Annotated in this window: 16 protein-coding genes and 1 pseudogene; 14 read left to right on the top strand and 3 right to left on the bottom strand. The window is 67.5% G+C overall.

Going from position 1 to position 19,160, the window contains the following annotated elements:
- Positions 1-144 precede the first annotated feature (144 nt).
- Genes dut through G515_RS19010 form a run of 4 tightly spaced genes read left to right on the top strand, consistent with a single transcriptional unit; the run spans position 145 to position 2,534 of the window.
- Complete coding sequence (dut, locus tag G515_RS0101605; protein WP_028658716.1) at positions 145-603, top strand: dUTP diphosphatase; 459 nt, start codon at positions 145-147, stop codon at positions 601-603.
- Positions 604-644: 41 nt separating this feature from the next.
- Positions 645-1,364, top strand: a complete 720-nt coding sequence (locus G515_RS19015) for a DUF3710 domain-containing protein (protein ID WP_084652939.1) — start codon at positions 645-647, stop codon at positions 1,362-1,364.
- Between the two features lie 31 nt (positions 1,365-1,395).
- Positions 1,396-1,764, top strand: a complete 369-nt coding sequence (locus tag G515_RS0101595) for an OB-fold nucleic acid binding domain-containing protein (RefSeq protein ID WP_084652937.1) — start codon at positions 1,396-1,398, stop codon at positions 1,762-1,764.
- Positions 1,761-2,534, top strand: a complete 774-nt coding sequence (locus G515_RS19010; RefSeq protein WP_245565134.1) for a DUF3159 domain-containing protein — start codon at positions 1,761-1,763, stop codon at positions 2,532-2,534. Before G515_RS0101595 ends, G515_RS19010 begins: the two co-directional genes overlap by 4 nt.
- A gap of 66 nt (positions 2,535-2,600) precedes the next feature.
- Here the strand turns inward: G515_RS19010 and G515_RS0101585 are convergent, their stop codons facing one another.
- The gene (locus G515_RS0101585; protein WP_028658714.1) at positions 2,601-3,272 is read right to left on the bottom strand and encodes a potassium channel family protein; all 672 of its coding nucleotides are present in this window, start codon (positions 3,270-3,272) and stop codon (positions 2,601-2,603) included.
- A gap of 47 nt (positions 3,273-3,319) precedes the next feature.
- Entirely contained in the window at positions 3,320-3,982 is a 663-nt protein-coding gene (locus G515_RS0101580; RefSeq protein WP_028658713.1) for a potassium channel family protein, read from the bottom strand.
- 79 nt (positions 3,983-4,061) lie between these two features.
- Between G515_RS0101580 and G515_RS19005 the strand changes: the two genes are divergently transcribed.
- The 4 genes and pseudogenes from G515_RS19005 to G515_RS23700 form a co-directional block, all read left to right on the top strand.
- Positions 4,062-6,080 carry an APC family permease gene (locus G515_RS19005; protein ID WP_036553758.1) on the top strand — a complete coding sequence of 673 codons (2,019 nt, stop codon included), beginning with the start codon at positions 4,062-4,064 and terminating at the stop codon, positions 6,078-6,080.
- A 101-nt stretch (positions 6,081-6,181) separates the two neighbouring features.
- Complete coding sequence (locus tag G515_RS0101570; RefSeq protein ID WP_028658712.1) at positions 6,182-8,200, top strand: APC family permease; 2,019 nt, start codon at positions 6,182-6,184, stop codon at positions 8,198-8,200.
- A gap of 115 nt (positions 8,201-8,315) precedes the next feature.
- Positions 8,316-9,461 (top strand): class I SAM-dependent RNA methyltransferase, encoded by a 1,146-nt coding sequence (locus G515_RS0101565; RefSeq protein WP_036553754.1) that lies wholly within the window; start codon positions 8,316-8,318, stop codon positions 9,459-9,461.
- A 352-nt stretch (positions 9,462-9,813) separates the two neighbouring features.
- A pseudogene (locus G515_RS23700) lies at positions 9,814-10,879 on the top strand (IS3 family transposase); the annotation flags it as partial.
- Positions 10,880-11,005: 126 nt separating this feature from the next.
- On the opposite strand, the gene G515_RS0101550 reads toward G515_RS23700, so the two are convergent.
- Positions 11,006-12,019, bottom strand: coding sequence for a LacI family DNA-binding transcriptional regulator (locus G515_RS0101550; RefSeq protein ID WP_028658710.1), 1,014 nt, complete (start codon positions 12,017-12,019; stop codon positions 11,006-11,008).
- 198 nt (positions 12,020-12,217) lie between these two features.
- Here G515_RS0101550 and G515_RS18995 point away from each other — a divergent pair, with 198 nt between their 5' ends.
- The 6 genes from G515_RS18995 (at position 12,218) to G515_RS0101515 (ending at position 19,151) form a co-directional block, all read left to right on the top strand.
- Positions 12,218-13,609, top strand: a complete 1,392-nt coding sequence (locus G515_RS18995) for an MFS transporter (protein WP_084652933.1) — start codon at positions 12,218-12,220, stop codon at positions 13,607-13,609.
- The gene (locus G515_RS0101540; protein WP_028658709.1) at positions 13,602-14,345 is read left to right on the top strand and encodes an SDR family NAD(P)-dependent oxidoreductase; all 744 of its coding nucleotides are present in this window, start codon (positions 13,602-13,604) and stop codon (positions 14,343-14,345) included. The genes G515_RS18995 and G515_RS0101540 overlap by 8 nt, the downstream gene beginning before the upstream one ends.
- Positions 14,345-15,190: a sugar phosphate isomerase/epimerase family protein gene (locus tag G515_RS0101535; RefSeq protein ID WP_211220917.1), complete on the top strand. Its 846-nt coding sequence runs from the start codon at positions 14,345-14,347 to the stop codon at positions 15,188-15,190. The genes G515_RS0101540 and G515_RS0101535 overlap by 1 nt, the downstream gene beginning before the upstream one ends.
- 115 nt (positions 15,191-15,305) lie before the next feature.
- On the top strand, positions 15,306-16,379 hold the full coding sequence (locus G515_RS0101530; protein WP_028658707.1) for a Gfo/Idh/MocA family protein: 1,074 nt from the start codon (positions 15,306-15,308) through the stop codon (positions 16,377-16,379).
- A gap of 949 nt (positions 16,380-17,328) precedes the next feature.
- Positions 17,329-18,345 carry an ABC transporter substrate-binding protein gene (locus G515_RS0101520; RefSeq protein WP_084652931.1) on the top strand — a complete coding sequence of 339 codons (1,017 nt, stop codon included), beginning with the start codon at positions 17,329-17,331 and terminating at the stop codon, positions 18,343-18,345.
- Positions 18,342-19,151 (top strand): ABC transporter ATP-binding protein, encoded by an 810-nt coding sequence (locus G515_RS0101515; protein ID WP_084652929.1) that lies wholly within the window; start codon positions 18,342-18,344, stop codon positions 19,149-19,151. The genes G515_RS0101520 and G515_RS0101515 overlap by 4 nt, the downstream gene beginning before the upstream one ends.
- Positions 19,152-19,160: the final 9 nt, after the last annotated feature.

The raw sequence follows: 19,160 nt of genomic DNA, 5'->3' as shown, positions 1-19,160 counted from the left end.
ACCCTGGGAGAGGCCCGGCCCACGGGATATCGTCCCCTCGTGCCGTTCGACTCCACCCATGACCAGCCGAGCCAGTCCGAGACGTCCGTGGAGACCCGGCCGCCCGCAGCCGACGGGACTGGTCCCACGGTGCTCGAGGGTGCGGTGCCGGTGCCCCTGGTGCGGTTGGACCGGGAGCTGCCGCTGCCGGCGTACGCACACCCCGGCGACGCCGGTGCGGATCTGCGGACGACCGTCGATGTGACCCTGGCTCCCGGGGAGCGGGTGCTGGTGCCCACCGGGGTCGCCCTCGCCCTACCGGAGGGGTACGTCGGGCTGATCCACCCGCGCTCCGGTCTGGCCGCGCGGCACGGACTCTCGATCGTGAACGCGCCGGGCACGGTGGACGCGGGCTACCGGGGCGAGGTCAAGGTCCTGCTGGTCAACCTCGACCCCCGCGAGCCGGTCGACCTGCAACGCGGCGATCGGATCGCCCAGATCGTCGTGCAGCGCGTCGAGCAGGCACACTTCGTCGAGGTGCAGGCACTGCCGGACTCGGTCCGAGGTGACGGGGGATACGGTTCTACCGGAGGCTTCGGCGCCGGCGAGGGCCGAGCCCGCTGAGCCTGTCACCATCCGCGTCCACGCCGAGGAGAAGCACCACCGTGAAGTTCCGTCGTAAGGCCGCTGCGGCGACCGCCAGCGAGCCCGAGACCGACGCGGCGCAGGACGCCCAGGTGGTCGCCGGCCCCTACGACTCCGAGGCCGTGCCGGAGCTGCTGGCCGGCATCGAGCGGGTCGACCTCGGGTCCCTCCTGATCGCGCCCTCGCCCGGCCGCGAGCTCCGGCTCCAGGTCGACGAGAAGGTCGGCACCGTCCAGGCCGTCCTGCTGACCGGCAAGGACGGCGCTCTCGAACTGCGCGCCTTCGCCGCTCCCCGCAACGGCGACCTGTGGAGCGAGGTGCGCCCGCAGCTCGCCCAGGACGTCCAGCGCCGGGGCGGCAAGACCGGCGAGCGTGAGGGCCGGTACGGCGTCGAGCTGCTCTGCCAGCTCGGGATGAAGCTGCCCGACGGCCAGGACGGCGTCCAGCCCTCGCGCATCATCGGGGTCAATGGCGACCGGTGGATGCTCCGGGCGACACTGCTCGGGCGTCCCGCGGTCGAGATCGAGAAGGCCGGCGACTGGGAGGACCTGATCAGCGACGTCGTCGTCCGGCGGGGCACCGAGGCCATGCCCGTGGGCGAGGCCCTGGGGCTCACGATGCCGCCCCAGGCCCGTCCCGTGGACCGGCCGGCGGTTCCAAGGATCACCGGTCAGGCCGGTCAAGCGGGCGAGCAGCCGCCGGCGCCGCGGGAGCCGGGCACCGACGGCCCGGCCGGCTGAGCCGCGACCGGCGTACCGAGGTGAGTCAGGGATGAGCATGGGCAGGCTCCGGCGCACGCTGGGCCACTGGGCCGACTCCGCGGACCAGGAGGCACGCGATCTGAGGCGCAGCCACGACGCCGGCTCCCGCAGCGGCGTGACCCGGGTGGGGGAGGCGCCGGACCGTGAGGTGGTCACCCTGCGCGGCACGCTGCGCACGGTCACGCTCCGGCCCCGCGGTGGAGTGCCGGCGCTCGAGGCGGAGCTCTCCGACGGCTCCGGTGCGGTCACCCTGGTGTGGCTGGGGCGGAGGCGGATCGCCGGCATCACCCCCGGCCGCTCGCTCCAGGCCACCGGCCGGATCGGTCTGCACGACAACGTCCGGATCATGTACAACCCCCGATACGAGTTGGTGCCGTGAACCCCGAACCCGATCGTTCTCCTGGTGACCCGCGCGAATCGGGTGGGGAGGCGCCCAAGGCCGAGGGACCCCGCGTCGAGGCGACTCCGCAGACGGTCGAAGCGCTGGTGCGCAAGCGGATGTCGGATTCACTCGGGGGACGTCGCGGCATGCTGGAGGCCGGCCTTCCGGGCCTTGCCTTCACCGTGCTCTGGCTGATCGTCAAGGACATCCAGGTCGCCCTGATCGGGGGCGCGGGGGTCGCCGCGGTGGCGCTGGTGATCCGGCTGGTCCAGCGCTCGACCCTCCAGTACGTCGCCAACGCGATCTTCGGCATCCTGATCGGCTGGGGAGTGGTGCGGCTCGCCCAGAGCATGGGCGGCAGCGAACAGGAGCAGGCGCTGGCCTTCTTCCTGCCCGGCATCCTGATCAGCCTGTGTTACACCGTGGTGATGGCGGCCAGTTGCCTGGCCGGCTGGCCGTTCTTCGGCTTCCTGCTCGGCAGCGTCACCGGCGACGCTCTGGCCTGGCACGAGGACAAGCAGATCGTGAAGCTGTGCGCCCGGCTCACCTGGCTCTTCTTGGCCCCCGGTGCCTTCGGCGTGGCGATCCAGGGGCCGATCTGGCTGCTGGGCTGGTCGGGGACCATCGACCCCGACCTGGCCGTGCTGCTGCTGGGCATCCTGCGCACCGGCCTCGGCTGGGCGCTGCGGATCGCCTGCTACGGCGCGATGATCTGGCTGCTGGCCCGCAACCACACGCCCCTCGAACGGCACCCCGAAACGGCCTGAGGGCTCCCGCGTCGCCGACCGGGACCCTGCGGCGCCCGGTCTGTCGAAGTCTCGGCCGGGCAGACCTCAGCCGCCGTGCGCGCGCGGCGCCAACAGCCGCTCCAGCTCGTCCTCCCGCTCGGCTGGGACGACCAACAGCAGTTCGTCACCGGACTCGAGCGGCTGTTCGCCGGTGGGCACGTAGACCTGGCCGTCGCGCAACACGGTGACCAGCGCGCAGTTGTCGGGGAAGGGGATGAGGCCGGCCTGCTTGCCGACGTACGGCGAATCCGCGGGCAGGGTGATCTCGACCAGGTTGGCGTTGCCCTGCCGGAAGGTGAACAGCCGGACCAGGTCGCCGACCGTGACCGCTTCCTCGACCAGGGCCGACATGATCCGCGGCGTGGACACGTTGACGTCCACACCCCAGGCCTCGGTGAAGAGCCACTCGTTGTTGGGGTGGTTGACCCGGCCCACGGTGCGGGGGACTCCGAACTCGGTCTTGGCCAGCAGCGAGGTCACCAGGTTGACCTTGTCGTCGCCGGTGGCGGCGATCACCACGTCGCAGCGGTCCAGGCGGGCCTCCTCGAGCGAGGACAGTTCGCAGGAGTCGGCGAGCAGCCACTCGGCGTCCGGCACCCGCTCGGGCTTGATCGAGGCGGGGGCCTTGTCGATGAGGAGCACCTCGTGGCCGTTGATGATCAGCTCGCGGGCGATCGAACGGCCGACCGCGCCGGCTCCGGCGATGGCGACGCGCATCAGCGGGTCCTCCTCGGACGGGTGGGGGGGAGAGGGGCGGGCAACGCTCAGTCCTCCTGAGGTCCGGACTCGATCACCCGGTAGGCGTGGGCGGCGTTCTCCTCGCGCATCACCAGGTGCAGGATGTCGCCCTCCTGGATCACGCTCTCGCGGTGCGGGAGGATCCCCTCGCCGAGCCGGTCGATCCAGGCGATGCGGCAGCGGCTCTGCTCCTGGAAGTGGACGGTTCGCTGCCCGATCCAACGCTCGGGGATCGGGACCTGGTCGAGGCGGATCGTGCCCGAGGGATCGCGGAAGTCGGGCTCGGCGCCGGCGGGCAGGAGCCGGCGCAGCACCTGGTCGGCGGTCCACTTCACGGTCGCGACGGTGGTGATGCCGAGCCGCTGGTAGACCTCGGCGCGGCCGGGGTCGTAGATCCGGGCGACCACCTGCTGGATGCCGAAGGTCTCGCGGGCCACGCGGGCGGCGATGATGTTGGAGTTGTCGCCGCTGGAGACCGCTGCGAAGGCGTCTGCGCGACGGATCCCGGCCTTCTCCATCACGTCCTGGTCGAACCCGATCCCGGCGACCTTGTCGCCGTTGAAGTGCGGACCGAGGCGTCGGAAGGCGTCCGGATCGCTGTCGATGACGGAGACGGTGTGGTTGCGGTCCTCGAGGCTACGGGCCAGCGTCGACCCCACTCGGCCGCACCCCATGATCACGACGTGCACGAGGCCACCGTAGCCGCAGTGCCGCCGCGGGGTGTGGGCGGCGCCACGATCGGGTGCACTTGTCGTAGCCTTGCCGCTCGTGGGCGTCGTCGGTGAGGTCTCCAAACGGATCCTGGTGGGGCGCAAGCTGCGGACCTCCCAGGGCGAGACGCTGTTGCGCAAGCGGATCGCGCTGCCGGTCTTCGCCAGTGATGCCCTCTCCTCGGTCGCCTACGCCCCCGACGAGATCTTCATCATGCTCTCGCTGGCCGGGGCCTCGGCCTACGTCTGGTCCTGGTGGATCGGGCTCGCGGTCGCGCTGGTGATGGTGGTCGTGGTGGCGTCCTACCGCCAGACGATCCGGGCCTATCCCTCCGGGGGAGGCGACTACGAGGTGGCCACGGTCAACCTCGGCGCCCGGGCCGGCACCACGGTGGCCAGCGCCCTGATCGTCGACTACATGCTCACCGTGGCGGTCTCCATCTCCTCCGGATCGCAGTACGCCGCGGCCGCCCTGCCGGCGCTGTCCGGCAAGGAGGTCTTCGTCGCGATCGCGATGGTGCTGCTCCTGACCGCGCTGAACCTTCGCGGCGTACGCCAGCGCGGCGGGGTCTTCGCGCTGATCACCTACGCCTTCATCGCGATGATGGTGGCGATGTGCGCCTTCGGGTTCATCCAGCTCCTCACCGGGGACCTGCCCGAGGTGGCCAGCGCCGGGCTGCACGTGGAGAACGCGGAGGGCTGGGACGAGCCGCTGACCACGCTCGCGCTGGTGGTGCTGTTGGCCCGGGCGTTCTCCTCGGGGTGTGTGGCCCTCACCGGCGTGGAGTCGATCAGCACCGGCGTTCCCGCCTTCCGCCGACCCAAGGCCCGCAACGCCGGCGCCACGCTGGTGCTGCTGGCGCTCATCTCGATCACGATGCTGATGAGCGTCATCGTGCTGGCCCAGCAGATGGGGTTGCGCTACGTCGACCCGCACGACGTCGAGCGGCTCACCCGGGACGGCCAGGCAGTTCCGGGCGACTTCGCGCAGAACACCGTGATGGCCCAGATCGCCAAGGCGATCTTCGACGGCTTCCCGGCCGGGTTCTACGCCGTGGTCACCGTCGCCGGACTCATCCTGGTGCTCGCCGCCAACACCGCCTTCCAGGGTTTCCCGGCGCTGGGGTCGATGCTTGCCAGGGACGGCTACGCGCCGCGTGCCCTGGGGTCGAGGGGTGACCGGCTCGCCTACAGCAACGGCATCCTGTTCCTCGCCGTGGGCGCGATCGTCCTGATCGTCGCCTTCGGGGCGGAGACCACCCGGCTGATCCAGCTCTACATCGTGGGGGTGTTCGTCTCCTTCACCCTCAGCCAGCTCGGCATGGTGCGGCACTGGACCCGCGAGCTCAAGCGGGAGAGCGTCAACCTGACCAGGCGCCGGATCAACATCTCCCGCGGGATCAACATGGTCGGCCTGGTGCTCACCTCGCTGGTCCTGGTGGTCGTGCTGCTCACCAAGTTCCTCGCGGGTGCCTGGATCACCGTGCTGGCGATGGTCGTCTTCTACGTCCTGATGCGAGCGATCCACCGGCACTACATGCAGGTGGCGGCCGAGCTCGAGGCCGGCGACGAGGACAAGCTGATGCCGACCCGCGTGCACGCGGTCGTCCTGGTCTCCAAGCTGCACAAGCCCACCCTGCGCGCGCTCGCCTTCGCCAAGGCCACCCGGCCCAATCTGCTGGAGGCGATCACCGTCTCCACCGACGAGGCCCAGACCGCTGCCCTCCTCGAGGAGTGGGACCAGCGCAACTTCGACGTCCCGCTGAAGGTGCTCTACTCGCCGTACCGGGAACTGGTCCGGCCGGTGGTGGAGTACGCCTCCGCGATCCGTGAGGCCAACCCGCGCGGTGTCGTGGCGGTGTACATCCCCGAGTACGTCGTGGGTCACTGGTGGGAGCAGGTGCTGCACAACCAGACCGCGCTGCGGCTCAAGGGCCGACTGCTGTTCACCCCCGGCGTGATGGTGATCTCGGTGCCGTACCAACTCCAGTCCTCCAAGCGGATGATGGAGCGTGACCCGTGGGTCGCGCCGGGCACCCGCCGCGGGCCGGACCATCAGTGGCGGACCCGCCGGTGATCACTCCGGCGGGGATCGCCCGGCCGTCCACGAGATTCCGGGGATCGTTGAGGTAGGCGCCGAAGTACGTCTGGGGCGCGACGGGCTTATGGTTGCGCCCCGTGGGTGTCGGCGACGTGTCGAAGCGGATCCTGTTGGGACGCAAGCTTCGTAGTTCCCAGGTGAGCGAAACGCTCCTCAGCAAGCGGATCGCTCTTCCGATCTTCGCCAGCGATGCGCTCTCCTCGGTGGCCTATGCCCCCGACGAGGTCTTCATCATGCTCTCGCTGGCCGGGACGAGCGCCTTCGTCTTCTCCTGGAAGATCGGCTTGGCCGTGGCCATCGTGATGGCCGCGGTGGTGGCCTCGTACCGCCAGACGGTGCATGCGTACCCGAGCGGCGGTGGCGACTACGAGGTCGCGACGGTCAACCTGGGCGCCGCGGCCGGCACCACGGTCGCCAGCGCGCTTCTGGTCGACTATGTGCTCACCGTCGCGGTGTCGATCTCGTCCGGAGCCCAGTACGCAGCCTCGGCGATCGGGCCGCTCAGTGGTCACGAGGCGACGCTGGCAGTCGTGCTCGTCGTGCTTGTCGCCGCCGCTAACCTGCGGGGGATCCGCGAGTCGGGTCGACTCTTCGCGATCCCGACCTATGCGTTCATGATCACGATCCTGGGGATGTGCGCCTACGGGTTGCTCCGGCTGGTCGAGGGAACCCTGCCCCAGGTCGAGAGCGCCTCCCTCGACCTGGCCCCGGCCCCGGGCTTCGACGATTCGATGACGACGCTGGCGCTGCTGTTCCTGCTGGCCAGGGCGTTCTCCTCGGGGTGTGCCGCACTCACCGGCGTGGAAGCGATCTCCAACGGCGTCCCCGCCTTCCAGCGACCGAAGAGCAAGAACGCCGCCACGACGCTCCTCCTGCTGGGCTCGATCGCGATCACGATGATGCTGAGCATCATCGTGCTGGCCAAGCAGATGGGCCTCCAGATGGTCGACCCGGCCGACCTGGACCGGTTGACCCTGGCCGGGCAGCCACTGCCGGCTGGCTACGACCAGCACACCGGCATAGCGCAGATCGCCGCCGCCCTCTTCTCAGACTTCCGACCGGGCTTCTATCTCGTCGTCACCGTCACCGGCATCATCTTGGTGCTGGCCGCCAATACGGCGTTCAACGGTTTCCCGGTGCTGGGTTCGATCCTGGCGAAGGACGGCTACGCCCCTCGCTCGCTGGCTGCTCGCGGTGACCGGCTGGCGTACAGCAACGGCATCGTGTTCCTGGCCGTGATGGCGATCGTGCTGATCATCGCCTTCGACGCCGAGACCACCCGGCTGATCCAGCTCTACATCGTGGGCGTGTTCGTCTCCTTCACGCTCAGCCAGCTAGGCATGCTCCGGCACTGGACCCGGCACCTGCGGTCCGAGCGGGACTCAGCGGCCCGGGGTCGGATGATCCGCTCCCGGGCGATCAACGCGGTCGGCCTGAGTTTCACCGCGGTGGTGCTGGTGATCGTGTTGATCACGAAGTTCCTGGCGGGCGCCTGGATCACCATCTTGGCGATGATCGTTTTCTTCCTGCTCATGCGCGCCATCCACCGGCATTACGCGCGGGTGGAGGCCGAGTTGGAGGCCGATGACGTGGACAAGGTCATGCCGACGCGGGTGCACGCAGTGGTGTTGGTGTCGAAGTTGCACAAGCCGACGCTTCGGGCGTTGGCGTTCGCGAAGGCGACCCGGCCGAACCTGTTGGAGGCGATCACCGTCTCGACCGACGAGTTGCAGACGGCGGCGTTGTTGCGGGAGTGGGATGAGCGGAACTTCGACGTGCCGCTGAAGGTGTTGTACTCGCCGTACCGGGAGTTGGTGCGGCCGGTGGTGGAGTACGCCTCGGCGATCCGGCAGTCGAATCCTCGGGGTGTGGTGGCGGTGTACATCCCGGAGTACGTGGTGGGTCATTGGTGGGAGCAGTTGCTGCACAACCAGACGGCTCTGCGGCTCAAGGGGCGGTTGTTGTTCACCCCGGGCGTGATGGTGATCTCGGTGCCCTACCAGTTGCGTTCCTCCAGGGGAGTCAGGGAGCGGGAGCCGTGGCTCAGCCCGGATCTGCGCCGCCCCACCACCCGTCGATGGCGGGTACGTCGGTGAGAGACTGGTCCCCGTGACGGCTCAGCGAGGAAGGACCGGCAGCGGGCGGGGCCGGGGCGCGTCGGCGCGCGGAGGACGCCAGCCACGGGTCCGCAGGCCGCGGGGCGCGTCGCGGGTGGGCGAACGCTTCCAGGTCGAGGTGGGCCCGGTGGCCCACGGTGGGCACTGCGTCGCCAGGGTCGAGACCGGTCGCACCGTCGAGGACCGCGAGGGCCGACCGGTGCCGGAGCGCAGAGTCGTCTTCGTGCGGCACGCGCTGCCCGGCGAGCAGGTGGTCGTCGAGATCACCGAGGGCACCGACGGCGACCGCTTCTGGCGTGGCGACGCCGTCGAGGTGCTGGCTGCGTCCGCCGACCGGGTCAGCCCGCCCTGTCCGTACGCCGGCCCCGGCCGGTGTGGCGGCTGCGACTTCCAGCACGGCGCCCTCCCGGCCCAGCGGGAACTCAAGGCCGCCGTGGTCACCGAACAGCTCGCGCGGCTGGCGGGGATCGACCTCGAGGTCACCGTGGAGGCCGTGCCGGGCGACGAGGACGGCCTGCGCTGGCGCACCCGGCAGGCCTACGCCGAGCTGCCCGACGGAGTCCCCGGCCGCGGCATGCGCAAGCACCGCTCGCATGAGGTGATCCCGGTCGAGGAGTGCCTGCTCGCCACCAGGGACGCCCGCGCGCCGGTGCCCGGCACCCGGGTGGAGACGGTCACGGCGGCCGGGCGACGACACGAGTTCCGGGTCGCCGCCGACGGTTTCTGGCAGGTGCACCCCGGCGCGCCGCGGACGCTGGTCGAGACCGTCCTCGACCTGCTCCGGCCAGTGGCGGGGGAGTCCGTGCTGGACCTCTACGCCGGGGTCGGCCTCTTCGCCGCCTTCCTCGCCGATGCGGTGGGGGAGTCCGGGCGGGTCGTCGCCGTGGAGGGCGACCCGGCCGCCTCGGCGTACTCGCGCGACAACGTGCCGACCGCCTCGGTGACCGCCGGGGACGTGGCGACGGTCCTCGCCTCGTCGTACCCGGGCGCCGTCGACCTGGTGGTGCTGGACCCGCCCCGCGAGGGTGCCCGGCGGGCGGTGGTCGAGCAGGTGATCGGCCGCCTGCCGCGGGCGGTGGCCTACGTCGCCTGCGACCCCGCCGCGCTGGCCCGCGACGTCGCGATCTTCGCCGAGCACGGCTACCGACTCGAGCGGCTGCGCGCCTTCGACCTGTTCCCGATGACGCACCACGTCGAGTGCGTCGCGCTGCTCACGAAAACAGGCTCTGACCTGCGGTGAGGTGATTCGTGAAGTGCGCCGCGACCTTCATGAATCGCCTTAGGGCGCGCTTTGGACGCACTTTGCGCGCAGAGCACTCGTAGACCGCACTTGGGGAGGTCGTGAGGTAGCGGAGCCATCCGGGCCCGCAGAATCGCCGCGGGCGGGCACGGAGCGCGTCGATGGACTCCACCCGGTCGTGAACCGCGGGCTGCCCTCGAGGTGGCCTATGAGAGCGGGAGTCTGCGCCGGCGTCCGGTCTACTTGTCGGCAGCGCCGTTGCCTGGTTCGACGCCTGGGGCGAGGCGCTCGGTGGCCGCCCGGTAGTCCGGCACGACGAGCTTGCGGTTGATGTAGTGAAGCGCCCCAGTAGGCCCAGATCGACGGCGGCCACCGCCAGGGTCCGACCAGCGAGGAGCTGGCCGAGATCAAGGAGCTCAAAGCCCGGGTCCGCCGGCTCGAGGAGAACAACCAGATCCTGCGTCGGCCTCGATTTTCTTCGCGGGGAACTCGACCCCAGCAATCGCTGATCGTCGCGTTCATCGACGAACTGCGAGCCGAGGGCCACGCGGCCGAGTCGACCTGTCGGGTCCTGCGCGAGCAGGGCTTGCAGGTCGCCGCGCAGACCTACCGCGAATGGGCACGCGCCAACCGGCAGGTCACGGCCCGCACGATGAGCGAGGCCCAGGTCACCAGCCAGGTCCGCGACCTGGCCTGGCGGGTCGACCACGAAGGGTGCGCCGGATGACACCCGAGGGCCTCTACGGGCGTCGAAAGATTACCGAGATGGTGCGACGCACGAGCCCGGACGCCTCGCCTGGAGCGGTCGACAGGGCGATTAGATCACTCGGCCTGCAAGGTGTGCGCCGCTCGAAGGGCATCCGGCCCACGATCCCGGCCAAGGACGGCAAACGGGCCGGAGACCTGCTCGATCGCGACTTCACCGCGCCCGCGCCGAACCGGACCTGGGCCGGATTCGTCTACGTAGCTTTCATCCTCGACGTGTTCGCCCAGCGGATCGTCGCCTGGAACGTGGCACCCACCAAGGCCGTCGAGCTGGTCGACGTGCCCCTGCGCGCTGTGGCAGCGCGGCCGGGAAGGGCATCCGGTGGTCCGGGGCGAATTGATCGGTCACGCCGATGCCGGCTCGCAATACACTTCGATCACCTTCACCGACCACCTCGCTGATGAAGGCATCCGACCCTCGATCGGCTCGGTGGCCGATGTGTACGACAACGCGCTGATGGAGTGCGTGATCCGCACCACGGTCTTCCACTCCGGGCCCTACCGGACCATCGGCGACGTCGAGTACGCCACCGCCGGCTGGGTCGACTGGTACAACAACCGCCGCCTGCACTCCACCCCTTGAGATGATGACCCCGGTGGAGTCCGAGCAAGCCCACTACGCCGCCCTCAGCCGAGAGCTGCAACCCGCATAGGAGCGGCAGAGAGCCTCGGGCGCTTCAACTGGTGGATGTCGGGTTCTGTGCTTGGACGCTTCGGCGGTTGCCGCCTCCGAGCAGATCAACCTCGGTGTCGTCACTAGATGAATGTGGTGGGTTTCCTCAGAAGGGCGGTGGTCCGGTCGTGGTGCGCACGACCAACTCCACGGGGAAGGTGACGTCTTCTGGATCTCGCTGTGTGCCATCCACCTGCTCGAGCAACATCGAAATCGCGACCCGGCTTTGTTCGGCGATGTCTTGTCGGACGGTTGTGAGGCCAATCATGGACCAACCGGCCATGTCAATATCATCGAAGCCGACCACGCTCAGTTCGTGGGGCACATCAATTCCCATGGATCGCGCTGCATCCAGTGTCGTCAGGGCGATGGTGTCGCTGGCGCAGAATACGGCAGTTGGACGCTGGGGCGGTGACAGCAGCGACCGGGCAGCAGCCACACTGCCATCAAAGCTCGGCTCCGCCACCTTGACCAGCGAGGGATCGAGCGAGACACCGAACTCGGCAAGTGCCTTGGTGAAGAACTCCCGTCGGCCGCGGCCGCCCGAGGTGAGGGGGGAACCGGTCACCATGCCGATCCGGCGATGGCCCAGTTCGACAAGATGCTGGGCTACCGCCTTGCAGCCGACCGCGTCGTCGGGCATGACGCGATCGACCTGTGCGCCAGGGACGTCCCGCTGGATGAGAATCGTTGGGATTCGCCGCTGAAGGATCTCGCGGACAACCGCCGAATCTTGGGTTGCGGAGGCGATGACGACTCCATCTGCGGGTAGCGCGGACATACCGAGCACGTCGTGGGGGCCCTGCTCGAAGTTGCGTTCGAGGAACAGCATCATCTGACGGCCCTGAGCCTGCAGTTCCTGATGCATCACGGTCACCATGGTCGTGAAGATGGGATTGACCACGTCGGGTACGACCACAGCGACGATCCCCGACCGCGTAGTGATCATGGATCTTGCGATGGCATTCGGGTAGTAGCCCAACTCCCTGGCCACGGTGCGCACGTGCTCGCGGGTGTCGGGCAGCACGCGCGGATCATCTCGGAAGGTTCGCGAGACAGTGCTCTGTGAGACCCCTGCTGCCCGAGCCACGTCGGTGCTGGTGGGCCTGCGCTCTCTCATTCTTCCTTCCGTCACGGCTCGATGCTAGCGGGGGCGGGACCTATGACCTGACATGCACCTCCAAGGCCTTGACAGACGGATGACTACGTAATCATAGTTCTCCGTGCCTACGTAGTCACGTGATGGTCGACACAGGTCGACGATGTGCGGCGAGGCGCCCACTACGTCGGCCTCAGGCCACGGACCAAGGAGACAGACATGGCTCATGCTGTTGCAGCCTCAAGCGAAGAGGGCTCCCTACAACAGACTCGGCGCGCGTCATCCGCGAGCTTCCTCGGCAGCATGCTGGAGTATTACGACTTCAACATCTACGCCTCAGCGTCAGCCCTCATCTTCAGCGAGGTCTTCTTCCCCGACGCTGCAGCGGGAACGGGCCTTCTCCTCGCCATGGCCACCTTCGGCGTGGCCTATGTGGCACGCCCGCTCGGCGGCGTCGTACTGGGCCACTTTGGGGACCGCATCGGTCGGAAGAACATCATGCTCCTGACACTGGTGCTGATGGGGTCATCCACATTCTTGATCGGTTGTCTCCCCGACTACCAGGCAATCGGATGGGTCGCACCGGCGCTGCTGGTCCTGTTCCGGGTCCTTCAAGGATTTTCGGCTGGGGGTGAGCAGAGCGGTGCCAACGCCTTGATCCTGGAACACGCGCCGACCAAGCGACGCAACTTCTTCACCAGCTGGACCATGGCTGGCACTACTGCGGGCATCGTGCTCGCGAGCGGAACATTCCTCATCGTCGCCTCACTTCCCGACGAGACTCTCTTCTCCTGGGGTTGGCGGGTGCCGTTCTGGGCAAGCGCCATCGTCGTGGTGATCGCCTACGTGATTCGCCGCAAGCTTGAGGAGCCAGAAGTCTTCGAGGAAGCGAAGGATGAGGCCACCGAGCTGCCGCTGGTGGACCTGTTCCGTACCCACTCCAGGGCGGTTCTGCGGGTGGTTGTGTGTGCGATGACCGCCTCGATCGGCACCATCGTTTCGGTCTTCGCTCTCGCCTACGCGGTCGACGACATCGGGATCTCGCGCCAGACGATGTTGTGGGTGAGCATCTCCTCAAACGTCCTGGCCGTATGCGTGATGCCGCCATTGGCTGCGCTGTCGGACCGGATCGGACGCAAGCCTGTCTACCTGTCCGGCGTGGTCGGCTGTCTGGTCTTCACCTTCGCCTACTTCCAGGCGATCTCCACCAGCCAGCTGGTCTTGATCTTCCTCGCCAACTTCGCTCTGACCTCACTGAGCTACAGCGCGGCGATCGTCGTGGGGACCGCCTTCTACCCCGAGATGTTCCACACCCGGATTCGCTACAGCGGCAGCGCCATCGGCACGCAGGTCGGGTACGCCGTCGCCGGGTTCATGCCCACCATCGGCTACGCGATCATCGGGTCCGGCCGTACGGGTTGGATCCCCATCGCCGTACTCGCCGCCGTGATCTGTGCCCTCGCCTTCATTGCCGCGGCTACCGCTCGCGAGACCGCCGGCGTCCCGATCCAGGAACTGGGGAACGCGCCGACACCACCAAGGGAAACCGATGGCGCACCTCGCATCGCGCCCGCCGCCACGTCCAACATTACTGCGGAGAACCATGTCTGAGCGCACCGATACCCGTCGTATCGCCGTCGTCACCGGTGGGACCCGGGGGATCGGCCAAGCCATCGCACGCAGACTCGCTCATGACGGGCTAGGGGTGGTGGTCTGGGACCTCGACCCCGTTGTTCCGGCCGGCGACAATCAGGACTGGAAGGCCGACCACATCCAGGCGGTGGATGTGGCTGACCCGATCTCGGTCGAGCGGGCGATGACGCAGACGCTTGAGGTGGTCGGCGGGGTCGACATCTTGGTCAACAACGCAGGCATCAACGGCCCCGTGAAGCCCCTCTGGGAATACTCCTCCGAGGAGTGGGGTCGGGTCATCGACGTCAACCTCACCGGCGTCTTCAACACCTGCCGCGCCGTCGTGCCCCACTTGGTTGACCGTGGCTGGGGTCGCATCGTCAATATTGCTTCCATCGCTGGCAAGGAAGGGGTGCAGAACATCACCCCGTACTCGGCTTCCAAGGCCGGCGTCATCGGTCTGACCAAGGCGCTCGCCAAGGAGATCATCACCACGGGGGTTACCGTGAACGCCGTCGCTCCGGTGATGGCGGCCACCGACTTACTCGATCAGATGACCGAGGAACACATCGCCGCGAGCAAGGGCAAGATCCCCATGCAGCGACTGCTCGAGGTCTCGGAGCTCGCTGCCCTGGTGGCGTGGATCACCAGTGAGGAGTGCAGCTTCACCAGCGGGTTCACCTTCGACGCCAGTGGCGGACGCGCGACCTACTGATGAGCCAGACATCGATCAGCAAGAACATGTGGCCGCGGCTGTCTTTGTCGCCTCTGACCGCGATCCAGGCCTCACCACCCGAGCTGGTCACCGCAGCAGCGGACGCCGGCTTCGACAGCGTCGGGATCAGGGTCTGCCCCGCCGCCAGCGACACCGCCTGGCCGATGCTCGGCGGACGCACACTCATGGTGCGCGAGACCTGTCGCCGCCTCGACGACGCCGGGCTCACCGTCCACGACGTAGAGGTGCTTAGGCTCCATCCCGACAAGGACCCTGACGAGGCCCTGCACATTCTGGACGCAGCTGTCGAGCTCGGCGCCCGCGCCGTGCTAGTCAACGGCAGCGACCCCGACCACCAGCGCCAAGCCGATCGATACGCCGACCTGTGCGTGGAGGCAGAGAGCCGCGGTCTACAACTCAGCCTTGAGTTCATGGCTTTCAGCGAGATTCGGACCCTCGCAGAGGCGCTGCACATCGCCTCACACGCATCCAGCTCCGCCGCAGCCTTGGTCATCGACACCTTGCACCTAGAGCGCTCAGGTGGGTCACCCGCCGACTTGGCAGCGGTACCGGCCGAACTCCTCAACTATGTCCAGCTCGCCGACACGACCATCGAGCCCGCACCCTCAACAACCCAAGACCTGATAGTCGAGGCACGCGAGGATCGCAAGCTCCCAGGCGACGGCGACCTTCCACTGGCCTCAACTCTCCGAGCGTGCGGCGCCCTAGAGGTGATCTCGATCGAGACACCGGTCCGCGCCCACGCCACCCTTGACCTCCGCACGCAGGCTGACCTGGCCTACAGGGCATTGCGTCGAACCGTCGAGACGGCGCTGCCTATCTGACCCGGTATCGGCAAGCCCCCACCCCCCGCCACTCGCGGGGCTTCTGGCTCAGTGCGCTGATACTCCTACCCACCCGTTGGCTACTAACTCGCCAGCCCCCGAGAAAAGGAACCTCATGCCTCAGCGACTCCGTGTCGGCATCACCGGCTGCGGCCGGATAGCGCTCAACCACGTCAAAGCCCTCCAGAACAACCCGGCCGTCGAGCTGGTCGCAGTGTGCGACGTGGACCCGGGACGCGCGGCTGAATTCGCCACGACTTTCTCGGTACCCGAGCACTACGACGACCTAGGGCGAATGCTCGCCAATGCCAAGCTCGACGCGCTCACGGTCGCCTCGCCCCACCCCGCGCACGAAGCAGCAGTGCTGGCCGCCGCGACAGCCGGGGTACATGTGCTGTGCGAGAAGCCGATCGCCATCACTCTTGACGAGGCCGACCGGATGATCGAGGCGGCCGACACAGCCGGGATCACGTTCGGCGCGCTCTTCCAGCGCCGGTTCTGGGAGGCATCTCGAGCTGCGAAGCTTGCCGTCACACGTGGAGATCTCGGAACCCCGACACTCGGCAGCATGACCCTTCGACTGGGCCGAGACTCCGCGTACTTCAACGCCGATCCCTGGCGGGGCACGTGGACCGCCGACGGCGGCGGCGTGCTGATCAATCAAGCGATCCACTACATCGACCTTCTCCAGTGGATCGTCGGGTGCCCCGTTGTCCGCGTCACCGGACGGATCGCCACGCTCAAACATGGTGCTGACATCGAGGTCGAGGACACCGCCGCCGCCACACTGGAGTTCGAGAACGGCGCACTCGGCGTGGTCTCCGCCGCCACAACCTATTCGCCCGGGTTGGGAACTCAAGTCCTGGTCACCGGCACGTCCGGAGCGACCGTAAGCGTGACCGAGTTCCCCGAAGGGGAACCGGCCTATTGCGACATCTGGACCATTCCTGGGCAAACCACTTACCGCCTGCCCTACGGCACTGACGTCGAGTCTGACCCCCCGCTGTCGAAGGTGCACGAAGGCCTGATGCCCTACCACGCCCAGCAGATCGACGATTTCATAGCAGCTGTCCTCGAGGGACGTGACCCACTCGTCACCGGCCGCGAGGCCCGCAACGCATTGGCCGTCGTACTCGCGATCTACGAGTCCTCACGAACCGGCATGCCGATCGAACTCCCGTCGGTATGACCCCCCCGGCCGCTGCCCCGGGCTGCATCTGTGGGCTCCGGAGGTGCTCAGAGGCCGGGGGCGTCGCGGTGCTCGTCCCGGAGTCGGGACAGAGGCGGTCGGTGGCTTCTCGATAGTCGGGCGCGACGATGAGATGTAGATCGCCGAGGGTGGGGTGCAGCGAGAAAGCGCCTGAGCAATCGATCGGAGAGTGGAAGGTCGACTTCCTCGAGGCTGGGAAGACCGGGTTTGCGGCCGGGAGGTCCGGGCCTCGGTCTGGGAGGAACAGCTCGAGGCCGAGGTCGCGGACCTGACCCAGGCACTCGGCGAGGCCGCAGTCGCGTCGAGGGTGTGGAGAACGTTCGCGGAGGGCAGGTCGGGCCCCTCGAGGTGATCCGCGTCGAGGCGGGCATGTCGACTGCAAGGTTCTGCCAGCTCATCGACATCCCGGATCGGGCCTGGCGACATGCCATGGCTGGTCGCGAACGCCGCCCTCCTCCGCTCGACCAGCTTCCTACGTTCACGCTGGTAGGGGGCCGACAGAAGTCAACCCCTCGCCCCGCAGAGTGCGCAGCGCGGTCGCCTCAGACACGACGTGCCCGTTATGACGGACGATCGCCCAGACCTTGCGAGGTCCCCACGCCGGATGTTCCAACGCACGCTCGAAGGACCACGCGCAGCTGCTCGCGGACCCCCTGTAGCCACACATAGGGCGCTGCGATCTCTGTGACCGGCTGGGCGACGAACTCGGCGCGAGGAGTCGGGCGCATCGACGCACGGAGACTATTGCGCGCGATGAGCTCCCATCTCAGCGGCTGGGTCGTTCTGCTTCCACCTCCTGCTGACCCACCGCTGAGGACAACAGACCGCGGCGCTTCGCGCTTCAGAACAAGACTCTGGACAACAGAGGAAACCCGCGATTAGAGTGCGACGACCGTCACACCAGGACGTGGTATTCGAGGGAGATGCAATGAGCACATGGGGCCGAGCAGGGAACAGCGGGATCAGTCGGCGTGGGGTACTGGGTTTGGGGGTCGCCGGAGCGGGGGCGATCCTCCTCTCCGCCTGCGGGAGCTCAGAGGCATCCGACGGTGGCGGTGGATCATCCAGCGGTGAGGTTGCCGTCTCGGGTCTTGATTCGATCGTCTGCGCGGCGCCCTATGTGATCGCAGCCGCGAAGTACTACAAGGCCGACGGGGTCGACACCAAGAACATCCACGTCTCGGGAGGCACTGACACCGTTCGCGCCATTCTGGGGAAGAGCCGAGTGGGGTCGGCCGCCACGATCTCTGCCGTACTCGGATACCAAGGCGGTGCCAAGAACCTGCGCATCATCGGCGGCGGGTTCAATCAGCCCTCGGTAGTCTTCGTCTCGAAGAAGGGTGCCGGGATCTCGAGGCCCCAAGATCTGGCAGGCAAGAAGATCGGAATTGCGGGATCGGGTAGTCCCGTCGAGTTCTTCGCTAAGCTTGGTGTAACAACTGGGGGGCTGACCCCCGGAAAGGACACTGAGATCGTCACCGTTGGCGACTATGCCTCGGTCTGGCCGGCGGTGGCGGAGGGCATCGTCGACCTGGGAGCTCTGGTTCCACCGCAGTCGACCGCGGTCGTTGCTGATGGGTCGGGCGAAATCGCCATTGACTCCAAATCTCTGATCGACACGTGGGCCGACGTGTGCATTTGCACCACCTCGGAGGAACTCAAAGAGAATCCAGACGGACTCAAGCGCTGGATGGCCAGTCTCAGCAAGGCGTTAGATCTGATCAAGAACAGCCCCAGCGAGGCCGCTGGCATCTGGGGAAAGCACCTTGATCTCGATCCCGAGGTCGCCGAGCAGGCCCTCTCGGGTGTTGACAAGACTGCGTGGACGCTCGACATCAGCGAGGCATACATCGAGGCGCCAGCCAAGGCAGCCGTCGACCTCGGCCTTGCCGAGACCGCCGACTTCGAGGGACTCCTCGACACGAGCATCGTGGATTCGATGTGAGTGTTGCATTGAGCGAAGATCGCTCCGTTCAGTTCGCCGATGTCAGTCTTGAGTATCCGAGCAAGACCGGATCGACGCTGGCGGTTGACAGCCTGACCGCGAAAGTCTCTGGAGGGAAATTCGTCTCCATCATCGGTCCCAGTGGGTGCGGTAAGAGCACACTCTTGGACCTCGCCTGTGGGCTACTGAAGCCGACGCAGGGATCGGTACTTCTCGATGGAACAGCAGTAACGGGTCCTCAGTCCAGCACCTCTATGGTTTTTCAAGAGGCCGCGCTGCTTCCCTGGAGAACGGTACTGGACAATGTCGCCTTCCCGCTCGAAGTCAATGGTGTCCGGCGGAGTGAGCGTCGCGAGCGCGCACGAGCACTGTTGACCACGGTCGGTCTTGACGGCTTCGCCGATTCCTTGCCCAGTGAGTTGTCCGGTGGAATGCGTCAGCGGGTGTCGATCGCACGCGCTTTGATTACTGACCCTGCGCTGCTCCTCATGGATGAGCCGTTCGGTGCCTTGGATCAGCAGACGCGGAGCGTGATGGGAGTCGAGTTGACCCGAACATGGGAGCGGGTCAACTGCAACGTTCTCTTCGTGACGCACGATATCGGGGAGGCGGTGGCACTCTCCGACGAGGTATGGGTGCTTTCTCGCCGCCCCGCAACTCTCAAGGCTCGAGTCGTGATCGACCTCCCCCGCCCGCGGACGGAGGACCTTCCGCTCAATCCCAAGTTCCAAAGCCTTGAAGCGGAGATCTGGAAGCTCCTCCAAGAGGAGTCGCGCGCGATGCACCTTTCGACGAGTTCCACATGAACCGGAACT

Origin of the sequence: Nocardioides insulae DSM 17944, assembly GCF_000422825.1 — a bacterium.
GTDB lineage: Bacteria > Actinomycetota > Actinomycetes > Propionibacteriales > Nocardioidaceae > Nocardioides > Nocardioides insulae.
The sequence above is the reverse complement of the archived record's forward strand: the minus strand, read 5'-3'. Positions and strand labels throughout refer to the sequence as shown.

What these genes read in the sequence shown, in the direction of transcription:
- G515_RS0101595 (WP_084652937.1), top strand. Translation starts at nt 1,396, where the DNA reads ATGAGCATGGGCAGGCTCCGGCGCACGCTGGGCCACTGGGCCGACTCC.
- G515_RS0101585 (WP_028658714.1), bottom strand. Translation starts at nt 3,272, where the DNA reads ATGCGCGTCGCCATCGCCGGAGCCGGCGCGGTCGGCCGTTCGATCGCC.
- G515_RS0101550 (WP_028658710.1), bottom strand. Translation starts at nt 12,019, where the DNA reads ATGAGAGAGCGCAGGCCCACCAGCACCGACGTGGCTCGGGCAGCAGGG.
- G515_RS18995 (WP_084652933.1), top strand. Translation starts at nt 12,218, where the DNA reads ATGGCTCATGCTGTTGCAGCCTCAAGCGAAGAGGGCTCCCTACAACAG.
- G515_RS0101540 (WP_028658709.1), top strand. Translation starts at nt 13,602, where the DNA reads ATGTCTGAGCGCACCGATACCCGTCGTATCGCCGTCGTCACCGGTGGG.
- G515_RS0101535 (WP_211220917.1), top strand. Translation starts at nt 14,345, where the DNA reads ATGAGCCAGACATCGATCAGCAAGAACATGTGGCCGCGGCTGTCTTTG.
- G515_RS0101530 (WP_028658707.1), top strand. Translation starts at nt 15,306, where the DNA reads ATGCCTCAGCGACTCCGTGTCGGCATCACCGGCTGCGGCCGGATAGCG.
- G515_RS0101520 (WP_084652931.1), top strand. Translation starts at nt 17,329, where the DNA reads ATGAGCACATGGGGCCGAGCAGGGAACAGCGGGATCAGTCGGCGTGGG.